The 10528-nt window shown below is 70.8% G+C and carries 7 protein-coding genes and 1 pseudogene; 1 reads left to right on the top strand and 7 read right to left on the bottom strand.

From position 1 onward, the window contains the following. The 6 genes from G6031_RS03180 to G6031_RS03155 all read right to left on the bottom strand — a co-directional run. On the bottom strand, positions 1-1772 hold a 1772-nt coding region (locus G6031_RS03180; protein WP_182652413.1), incomplete at its 3' end, for an alpha/beta hydrolase-fold protein. Positions 1773-2014: 242 nt separating this feature from the next. Continuing rightward, positions 2015-3157, bottom strand: coding sequence for an alpha/beta hydrolase family protein (locus tag G6031_RS03175; protein ID WP_182644940.1), 1143 nt, complete (start codon positions 3155-3157; stop codon positions 2015-2017). Between the two features lie 194 nt (positions 3158-3351). Further along, a complete protein-coding gene (gene zomB, locus G6031_RS03170) occupies positions 3352-5430 on the bottom strand; it encodes a flagellar motor control protein ZomB (protein WP_182652412.1) in 2079 nt (692 codons plus the stop codon). A gap of 16 nt (positions 5431-5446) precedes the next feature. Then, positions 5447-6481, bottom strand: coding sequence for a decaprenyl-phosphate phosphoribosyltransferase (locus G6031_RS03165; protein WP_182652411.1), 1035 nt, complete (start codon positions 6479-6481; stop codon positions 5447-5449). Then, positions 6478-7140, bottom strand: a complete 663-nt coding sequence (locus tag G6031_RS03160) for a phosphatase PAP2 family protein (protein WP_347238432.1) — start codon at positions 7138-7140, stop codon at positions 6478-6480. The genes G6031_RS03165 and G6031_RS03160 overlap by 4 nt, the downstream gene beginning before the upstream one ends. After that, positions 7124-9130, bottom strand: coding sequence for a glycosyltransferase (locus tag G6031_RS03155; RefSeq protein ID WP_241737160.1), 2007 nt, complete (start codon positions 9128-9130; stop codon positions 7124-7126). Before G6031_RS03155 ends, G6031_RS03160 begins: the two co-directional genes overlap by 17 nt. A 122-nt stretch (positions 9131-9252) precedes the next feature. On the opposite strand from G6031_RS03155, the gene G6031_RS03150 reads away from it, so the two are divergent. Then, positions 9253-9987 carry a peptidylprolyl isomerase gene (locus G6031_RS03150; RefSeq protein WP_179524230.1) on the top strand — a complete coding sequence of 245 codons (735 nt, stop codon included), beginning with the start codon at positions 9253-9255 and terminating at the stop codon, positions 9985-9987. Between the two features lie 14 nt (positions 9988-10001). Here the strand turns inward: G6031_RS03150 and G6031_RS03145 are convergent. Further along, positions 10002-10528: pseudogene (locus tag G6031_RS03145) on the bottom strand (DUF5129 domain-containing protein); the annotation flags it as partial.

Raw genomic sequence — 10528 nt, 5'->3', positions numbered from 1 at the left:
GCGCCGTTGCGCGTGGTCAGGGAGATCTCGTCGGTGGTCGGGTACCCGAGTTCAGAGTTCTCCGCGCCGGCCTCCCGGTAGGTGGTCAGGATGGCGCCCTCGACGACCCTGGGGCCCGTGGCGGAGGACCAGTAGACGGTGCCGCCCTGGAAGCCCTGGACCACGCCGGGCTTGTTCGGGTTGGTGATCTCGTCGGTGGTCGGGTAGCCGAGGTCGCCGCGCTCGGCGCCGCGCTCCTGCCACATCGACCGGATCGCCCCGCGGATCGCGTGCGCCCCGGTGGTCGGCGACCAGTAGATGACCCCGTTCTGGAACTGGGTGAACCGGCCCCTGCCGTCAGGCGTGGTGGTCTCGCCCGAGGTGGGCAGCCCCAGCGGGCCGTCCGGTCCGCCCTCGGCCTGGTAGGCGGCGCCGATGGCCCCGAGGACCGAGTGCGCGCCCGTCTGCTGCGACCAGAAGACGCGGCCGAAGCGGAAGTCGGTGGCCTTGCCGCCCTTGACGTCGTACTCGCCCGTCAGACACGGGCCCAGACCGGGCTGACGCTCGGCGACCCGGGCGATCTCACCCTGCGCCGCGCACGGGGGCTCGACGTTCTCGATCTCGACGGCGCCCGCGAACTGGGGCCACGACTGCATCATCTCGAACTGCCAGTACGGCCACGTGTGCGTGCCCGAGGGCCGGAAGTTGGCGGTCACCTCGACGCCGGCCCCGCGGGCCTTGTTGACGAAGGTCTGGGTGGTCATCCGCGACAGCAGCTCGAGCCCGTAGCCCGGGAAGTTGGTGGGGATGTCCGGCAGACCCGACGGCTGGTCCCACGGACCGGTGTTCCCGCTTCCCGCGGACACGTAGACGCTCTGGCCGCGGAGCTTGTCCGCGTGGAGCTTGGGGTCCTGCTCCTGCCACCTGGCCGAGCCGAGGGGTCCCCACATGCTCTCCGCCTGATACCCGCCGGCGTCCTGCATGGCCACCTTGATGGCCTCGGGCATGCCGAAGCTCGTGGTGTCGAGGAAGCCCGAGTAGCTCGCCGCGAACTGGAAGTAGTCCGGGTAGCGCTGCGAGAGCATCATCGCGGCCGTGCCACCCATCGACAGCCCGGCCACGCCGTGCTTGTCGTTCACCCGCCAGTCGCGGGCCAGTAGCGGCGGCAGCTCCTCCATGAGGAACGTCTCCCACTGGTAGGCCGAGCCGTTGGCGTCCGCGACCCAGTCCGTGTAGAAACTCGATTCGCCGCCGACGGGGAGCACGATGATCGCGTTCTTGGCGTCGAAGAACTGGGAGATCTTGGTCTCGAGGGTCCACCCGCTGGCGTCGTTGCGCGCCCGCAGGCCGTCGAGCAGGAGCAGGGAGGGGTACGTGCGTTCCGGCTCGGCGTTCCACTGGGCCGGGAGCATGAGCTGCACCTGGATGGCCTGCTCCATGGCCGGGGACTGCACCCACAGTGCGACCCGGTTGGCCGTCTTCCACTCGACCTTGTCCAGGCGGACTCCGGTCGGGAGGGTCGTCGGCACGCTCAGGGAGGGGGAGTCCACCCGGTTCCCGGGGGCCTGCCGGGCCGGGTCCTCCTGGCCGGGACCGGTCTGTGCCGGGGAGGCCTGGACCGGGGAGCCCTGGGCGGGAGTCTCCTGACCCGGGGTCACCCGGACCGGGGTCTCCTGGGCGCCCGCAGCCGGAGGGACGATGAGGCCGGAGCCCACCATTCCCACCACGAGTGGGGCCGCCAGGAGGGACGCCCACCGGGTGCGGGGGCTCGCGTGTGCGCTGGGGGTCGCCATGTGAGGTTCTCTTCCTTGCCGCGTCGTCGCCGAACGTCTCGGTGAACGGGCCGCGAGCGCGACCCGGACAGCTTCTGCCCGGGGCCCTGGTCCGTCGTCCGCCCGCGGGCTCCCCTCCCGCGGCCGAACCCGGTGGTCACGCAAGCGACCGGGGCCCCGCACGAGAATCTACGCACGGGGCCCCGGTGTGACGGGTGAGGACTCGCTGAGCGGAGCCCGATTCGTCGGCTAACCGACCGTGATCACCACGCGAAGGCGTTCATCACGGGCAGGATCTGCGCCGAGCGGGCGGCGATCAGGTCGTCGTTCCAGTAGCCCCACCCGTGGATGCCGGTGGTGCGGTAGTCGAACGTGGCCTGGTTGGGCCGGGCGTTGAGGGTGTTCTGGAACGCGATGGTCGATCCGCGCGACAGACCCTCGAGGATGATGCCGTTGAAGGTGTTGAACACGGCCTGCAGGCTCGAGGGCTGGTCGTACCGGCCGGGGATGGCCGAACCCGCGGTGACGTACATCGGGATGTCGCGCAACTTGTCCGCGTTGAGCAGCGGGTCGTTCTGACCCCAGCGCGGCGAGCCCGGCAGGCCCCACATGGCGAACGGGTCGCACTTGCACTGGTCGAACATCGCCAGCGGGATCATCGTGTACATGCCCGGCGCGGTGGGGTTCATGTAGCCGGAGAACACCGAGACCTGCTTGAACTGGTTGCGGTGCTTGGCGGCCAGCATCGCGGCGGCGGACCCGCCCATCGACAGCCCGGCGATGGCGTTGTTGTCCGTGCGCACGCCGAAGTGGGCGTTCAGGTACCCGGGGAGCTCGCGGGTCAGGAAGGTCTCGTACTTGTACTCGACGAGGTTGCCGCCCAGGTTGATGGGCCGGTCCCAGTCGGAGTAGAAGGAGACCTGGCCGCCGACCGGCATGACCAGGGTGATGTTGTCCTGGAGGAAGATGCGCTGGGCCTGTGCGTCACGCGTCCACGCGTTCCAGTCGTCCCGCGCCCGCAGGCCGTCGAGGAGGTACAGGCCGGCGTTGCCGCCGAAGCGGGCGGGCTGGACCTGGACCTTGATGTGGCGGTTCATCGCCGGCGACCAGACGTCGCACAGCTGGACCCAGGAGGCGACCGGATCCCAGGTACACCCGGGGCGCAGCCAGTTCCGGAAGCCCACCGGGTTCTCGTTGCCGGCGGCCGGCTGGAAGGCGGGGGCGGCGTTCGGCGCGTCGCCCGATCCGGCCGATCCTGCCGATCCGGCGGAGCCGAGGCTGGCGGACGAGCCCTGCTCGGTGGCCTGGGCGCCGACGAGAGCCGGAGCGCCGACGACGAGGCCTGCAGCCGTCGCCAGGGCGGTGAGCCCGGCGGCGAACTTGCGCCGGAGGGTGGTCTGGGACATTCGTGGGTTCCTTTGTTCGTTCCTGGTGCCCCCAGGTGACCCGGGGCATCGGTGACGTCCATCGGACCGGCCCCACCAGGGGAGGACCGGAACTGCGACATCGTTACTGTCGCTTATTCTGGGACAGGTGTTACAGGTCGGGGACCTGATCGATCCCCTACTGTTATCGATTCGAGACAACAGTACGGGCCACACTACCGAGTGCCCTGGTACTTCTCCACTTTCTCAGGCATGGGTAACCCGCACCTCTGCACCTCGTATGCAGGGATTCTGTTGATCCGGTACTCGGCGAATGAGAATGCGTTAATCAGGTTGGACCAGCGCTTCTCCAGCGTCAACGGGCCGGAATACGAGTCGATCAGCGCCTCGGTCGCGGGGCAGGTGAGCGCCACCTCGGCCTGGTTGACCCAGTTCACGTCGATCCATCGCGGGAAGTTGACCGGGTCCTCGACCACCCCGGTGCGCGCGAGCACCCAGTCGTACGGGAGGAACTTGTCGTGCCCGATACGCCCGTCCTCCATGCGGTCGGTGTGTGCGGCCAACGGCGAGGCCAGACCCACGGTGTCGTAGACGTCCACGTCGAGCGGGAGGTTCATACTGGTCATGCCCAGGTTGAGGAACACGACCGTCTTGATGGGGTCGTCGGGCAGTTCGAACGGCTGCAGTCCGGGCATCGGGCGGTCGTAGGCCACCACGTCCCACCGGTCCTGGAAGCCCGGGACCGGCAGGAATACCGCCCCCGTCCGGTTGGTCGAGACCTCTCTCACCAGTGCCCTCATGCGCGGGAAGTCGAGGTAGTCGTCCGCGAGCAACGGGTGCTTGTGGCCGGTCCGCTGGATGTAGAACTGCCGCTCGTCGACGATCCCCGCGGCGGTGATGGACTCCGGTTCGTCGCGGAACGGGTCCTGGACCACCTCGACGGTCACCGCCCATCCGACGACGACGAGCCACGCACCGGCGACGACGGGAACCGCCACCCGGCGCACGCGGGCGTCGTCCGCCCCGCGGGCGGGTCCGACCGGCAGGGGCACCACGGAGACCGGCAGGAGGAACAGGAACACCGACGGCAGCAGCACCCGGCCGTGCATGAAGTCCCCGCCGACCCGGGTGACGTACGCCAGCATGATCACGGCCACCACGAGGAAGGCGACCGTGACGACCGGGGTCGAGCGGACCCGGCCGCGCAGGCGGAGCAGACCGCCCACCTCGTCGTCGTCACCGGTCACCCCGCCCCGGCGAGGCCGGGACCCGGACGCGGCGGGGTCCGACCGGCGCACGGCCCACAGCGAGACCAGACCGGCGACCAGGACCACCGCCAGCGGCAGGAGCAGGACATACGGCGACAGCAGGTCCCACAGGTACTGGGCCCCCTTGTCCCACTTGGACCCGCCCGCGTCCTTGGCGACGGCCGTCAACGGATAGGGCAGGGCGTAGTACGACATCCGCCAGATCTGGTAGACCACCGGGACGGTTCCGGCGATGGCGACCAACCAGCCCAGATGCCGCCACGACTGCTGTGACGCCGCCAGCAGCGCCAGGAACACCACCGCCGCCAGCGCCAACTCGGGGCGCACCAGCGGACCGAGCCCGGCGATGAACGCCATCGCGGCCGTGCCCACCGCGGGTAGACCGAACCGGTACTCGCGGTGCGGCGCGCGAGCCCACCGCTGCAGGCCGAGCCACATGACGCCGATCCAGCAGATCACCAGCCCCGTCTCCAGGCCCGAGCTCGCGAAGTCCCGGGCGGGCGGCAGCATGATGTAGACCACCACGCCCAGCGGCAACAGCAGCATCGGACCACCGGCGGGGGCGCGCCGGGTGCCCCGGTACATCACGCGGGTGCCGAGCATCGCGCACGTGACCGCGATCATGCTCAGCGTCAGCGCCAACCCCAGGGCGACCAGCTCGAGCCGATAGCCGACGACCTCGTGGGTGAGATAGACGAGATAGGTCCACAGGGTGGAGGTGTTGGACTCGACCCGCTCCCCCGCGTTGAACACGGGTCCGTTGCCGGCGATGAGGTTGCGGACCGTGCGCAGGACGATCAGCCCGTCGTCGGCGATCCACCGGCGCTGCCACGCGCCGGCGAGGAACACCGCCACCACCACGACGAGGCCGCCCCAGAAGACGGCCGGCTCGGCCCGGGATCGCTCGGTGATCCGCTCCGTGATCCGGTCGGTGATCCGCTCAGGGTTCCGCGAGGCCACGGTCGCCGGGGGCCGGTCCGCTGCCGGACGCCCCGCTCCCGGATTCCCCGCCGTCACCTCCGACATCGCCCGCCCACCCCGGTCAGGCGAAGGACGGCACGAGGTAGACGCCGATCACGACGGTCAGGACCCACAACCCGGCCAGGACCTGCAGGACGCGGTCCCCGAGCGCGATGTCCTCGGGCTCGCCGGCCTGGGCGGCGTCGACGTCGACCGCATAGCGCAGCACCGCGATGGTGAACGGCACGATCGAGATCTGCAACCACACGGCCGAGCCGGACGGCTGGGTGGGATCGGAACCGCGGTCGTACGCCCACAGGGCGTAGCAGAGCACGAGCACCGTCGCCGACAGCGTCCACACGAACCGCAGGTAGGTCGGGGTGTAGCTCTCCAGGGCCTTGCGGATCTTGGCCCCGGTCCTCAGGTGCAGGTTCAGTTCGGCGTACCGCTTACCGGCCGCCATGAACAGGGAGCCGAACGCCATGACCAGCAGGAACCACTGTGAGATCTCGACCTCGGCCGCCGCGCCGCCCGCCACCGCGCGGAGCAGGAAACCGGAGGAGACGAACGCGATGTCGAGCACCGGCTGGTGCTTGAGTCCGAAGCAGTACATGAGCTGCAGCACGATGTACACGGCCACGACGATCGCCAGCGCCGGGTGGGTGAACAGCACCGAGATGCTGATGGAGGCGACGATGAGCGCCACCGCCATGCCGTAGGCCAGTCCGACCGGCAGCACCCCGGCGGCGATGGGACGGAACCGCTTGGTGGGGTGCGCGCGGTCCGCCTCGACGTCCATCGCGTCGTTGATCAGGTACACGCTCGAGGCCGCCATGCAGAACGCCACGAAGGCGATGAAGACCGAGAAGAGGACCGAGGTGTCGGTGAGCGTCTGCGACCCGGCCGCGGCGGGTGCCGCGACCACGAGGACGTTCTTGACCCACTGCCGTGGCCGGAGGGCCTTGATCATGCCGTCGAGCAGGTTCTTGGGCGGTGAGCCCTTGGCCTCCTCCTCGGCCTCGGCGAGGTCGATCTCGTTGGCGGTGTGCGGCTCCGCACCGAGAAGGTGGTGATCGCTCCCGCCCCGGGAGGCCGGGACTCCGGTCTGATCGGTCATCGATTCTCCTCGGGGGTCGGGGTGGTGCGCGGTCCGGGCGCGCCGTCACGCAGCGCCTCCGGCAGCAGGCGCTGGACGGGGTCCGTGGGCCAGACCGCGCGGGTGAGCGCAGCGCAGCCCGCGCCGACCGCGGCGCCGGCGAACACATCCGAAGGGTAGTGGACGCCCAGGACGAGCCTGGACGCCAGCATGACGGGAACGAGCGCGGGGGCCACGGGGACGCCGCTCACCGCCCCCGCCAACAGGGCGAACGCGGTGGTGGACGTGGCGTGGGAGGACGGGAAGCTGAGCGAGGAGGGCGTGCCCACCCCCACCGCGACGGTGGGGTGGTCCGGCCGTCGCCGCCGCACGACCCGCTTGATGACGACGGAGGTGGCGTGCGCCCCGAAGCTGCCCACACCGACCATCGCCCACCGGCTCCGGCGGGCGGGGTCGGCCACCACGCCGACCGCCGAGATCGCCATCCAGCCCAGCGCGTGCTCCCCGACGCGCGAGAGCGTCACGGCGGCCTCACGCGATCCGGGCACCGCGAGGAGCCGGCGTTGGATCCCGGCCAGTAACCGGACCTCACCGGTCGGGACGGGGATCTCCACCGTCGGCCCCGTGCCGGCGTGGTCGGGGCCGGCCGGCCCGGGTGCGGTCTCAGGCGTCGAAGACACGGCTCCAGGCCTCCTTGGTGACGAGTTCGGTGTGCGCATCACGGTAGCGGCGGCGCATCTCCGGGAACCGGCGGAAGAGCTCCCTGTGCACGGCCACCGACTCGGCGAACAGCGATCCGGCCTGCTCACGATCGCGCTTGCGGTAGACCACCCCGCGCCCGTCGGCGGTGGTGACGGTGGCGCCGTCGACCCGGCTCAGCGAGTACCAGCGCGCCTCCACGGGCGGGAAGTTCGCCTGCGGCACCTCGTGGTGCGCCTTGTCGTCCCGGCTCAGGGTGTGGATGAGCCCCTTGCCCAGGGCGAGGGCCTTGCGGACCGGGCCCCGGGGCTCGGAGTGGATCCCGGCCGGGCCGCCGGAGGGCGCGGGCAGGTCCACGGCCGAGGGGATCACCACGGCGTCGGGGAACCGCGCGCGCATCGCCCGCACCTTGGGCAGGGCCGTCGGCAGCAGCTCGTAGAGCGCCTCCGGTCCTCGCAGGAAGTCGCGGATGGCCTCGATCTGGATGGCCACCGTCGAGTACTCGAGGCACACCAGGTGCTTGACCAGCGCCTTGAGGCTCGACTGCATGATGCCCTTGTGGTCGCCGTCGTGGTACAGCGACGCCACCACCAGCCGGTTGCGCAGGTGGAAGTAGGCCTGCCAGTCGATCGCGTCGTCCTTGTCCGACCACGCCATGTGCCAGATCGCCACACCCGGCATGGAGACCGTGGGGTGGCCGGCGCGGCGCGCCCGCAGGCCGTACTCCGCGTCATCCCACTTGATGAACAGGGGCAGGGGCTGGCCGATCTTCTCCGCGACCACCCGCGGGATGAGGCACATCCACCAGCCGTTGTAGTCCACGTCGATCCGGCGGTGCAGTTCCTTGGGGTTCTCCCGGTCGGTGAGGGGGTACCGGGAGAAGTCGTAGTCGTAGTCGGCGTGCGGGGCGGCGGTCCACATGAAGTCGTGCGCGCCCACCACCTCGCCCATGGTGTGGAGGTGGCTGCGCTCCTGGAGGTTGAGCATCTGGCCGCCGACCAGCATCGGGACGCGCGAGAAACGGGCGAAGGCCAGGGCCCGCAGGATCGAGTCGGGCTCGATCTCGATGTCGTCGTCCATGTAGAGGATGTACGGCGAGTCGGTGAGCCGCCGGGCCTCGTACATGATGCGGCTGTACCCGCCCGAGCCGCCCAGGTTGGGCTGGTCGAAGATCCGCAGGCGCTCGCCCAGGTACTCGGCGGCCTCCGCGAACCCGGGCTCGTCACGCACCTTGCGGTCGCCCTGGTCCGGCATGAGCACCGCGTCCAGGACCGCGTCCACCTCGGGGTCGGAGGTGAGCGCCCGCAGCGCCGCGACCGCGTCCCCGGGGCGGTTGAAGGTCGGGATACCGACGGTCACCCGGCGGTCGTTGGGTAACTGCACCGACGGATCGGGGGTGCCGTCCGGGCCCGCGTCCGGGCGGGTGGCCGGCGCGTCCACGGCCGAGTACCACCCACCGGCGAGCACCTCGACGTCCGTGTCGGAGGTGAGGTCGAACCAGATCCACCCGCCGTCCTCGAACGGGCCCAGGTCGCAGACGAACTCGACCGTCGTGACCCGGTCCGCCCCCGACTCGCCCGGCTCGCCCACGACGTCCCCGGTGATCGCGATGCGCGAGCCGTCGATCTTGGACCGGTAGAGGTCCACGCGGCCGGCGCCGCGGATCGTCAGCCGCAGGACCACCTCACCGAGGATCGTCCAGCGACGCCAGTACGCCGCCGCGAAGGCGTTGAAGTAGGTGGCGAAGGAGACCTCGGAGTCCGCGCCGACGCTCAGGGTGGTGCGGCCGGCGGAGTGGGCGCGGCGGGCGTTGGTGGGGGCCTCGGCGAGGTAGAGCGATCTCACGTCCAGCGGCTCGCCGGCCCGGGGCAGGATGACCCGCTGGAGGCACTCCCGGCCGATCGGGTCCGCGAGACCGGCGACCGACCGCTCGACCTCGTCGACCAGTTCGTGGTGGCCGTGGTGGTGCATATGGATGAGTCCCCGTCCCTAGTCGAAAGCCGGGTCGATCGTACCCGGCGGGCCGGGGCGATCCCTCCCACCACGCGGAACCGGGGGTTCAGCGGCGTGGACGCGCCACGTAGGTTTGTCTCATGCAGCTCTCCGCCACAGCCCGGCCCCGTCCGACCCTCCGCACCGCCCTGGGCATCCTCGCCCTGTCGGTGCCCCTGGCGCTCGCCGGGTGCGGCACCGACGACTCACCCGCCGAGGACGCGGCCACCGGCACGACCGCGGGGACGCAGACCGGGGCCGAGGCGTCCGACGGAGGGACGGCCGACGCGGTCGAGTGCCCGCCCGCCGAGGGCACCGACGAGCGGATCACCTCGTTCGACTCCGCCCCGCCGATGTGTCTGACCCCCGGGGTCGACTACTCCGCCGTGATCACCACCGACGCCGGCGTGGTGACCGTGGACCTGCTCGAGGACAAGGCGCCGGAGACGGTGAACAACTTCGTCTTCCTGGCCCGCCACAAGTACTACGAGGGCATCACCTTCCACCGGGTGATCCCCGGCTTCATGATCCAGGGCGGCGACCCGCAGGGCACCGGCAGCGGCGGACCGGGCTACCAGTTCTCCGACGAGCTCCCCGCCGAGGGCGAGTACGAGATCGGGTCCATGGCCATGGCCAACGCCGGCCCGGACACCAACGGCTCCCAGTTCTTCATCGTCACCGGCGACTCCGGCGTCTCCCTGCCGCCGGCCTACAGCCTCTTCGGCACCGTCACCGACGGGATGGACGCCGTCACGGCGATCGAGGACGACGGCAGCCCGCAGGGCGCCCCGCGGACGGTGCACACGATCGAGTCGGTCGAGATCGTCGAGGGCTGAGGCGGGCCGGGGGTCTAGTACCCGCTCGACCCGCCGCCACCGGAGAACGAGGCGTTGGAGTAGCTCGTGTTGGTGGAACTCGCCGCCTGGGCCGCCTGCACGTCGTGGGCGTGCCAGCTCGAGACCACGTAGAACGGCACGAAGCCGTTGTAGCCGTAGCCGGCGCGCCAGTCCCGGTCGTACAGCCTCGGCGCGTGGCGGTCACCCGCGTCGTCCGCCGCCTCGACATCCGCCATCTCACGGGCCCGGATGGCCTCCACCACGAGCCGGTAGTCCACCACCAGCCGTGCGTAGCGGTCCATGAAGTCGGCGGCCTGCGTGTCCCGGGAGAGCTCGTCCGCCCGCGCGTCGAGGGCCCTGGCCTCGGCGGCGAGACGCTCGTCCTCGGTTCCCAGCGCGGCGGCCAGCATGTCCTCGTGGAGCTCGCCGAGCTGGCGGCGGCGCACGTCGGCGTCACCCTGCTCCATGCGGAAGAGCTGGTCGATGTTCTTCTCCGCCGTCTCCATCTGATCGACCGTGGTGTGCGCGGTCTCGATGTCGT

It is taken from the genome of Dietzia sp. CQ4, from assembly GCF_014145125.1.
Lineage (GTDB): Bacteria > Actinomycetota > Actinomycetes > Mycobacteriales > Mycobacteriaceae > Dietzia > Dietzia natronolimnaea.
Note: the sequence above shows the minus strand (reverse complement) of the source record. Positions and strands in the feature narration are given on the sequence as shown.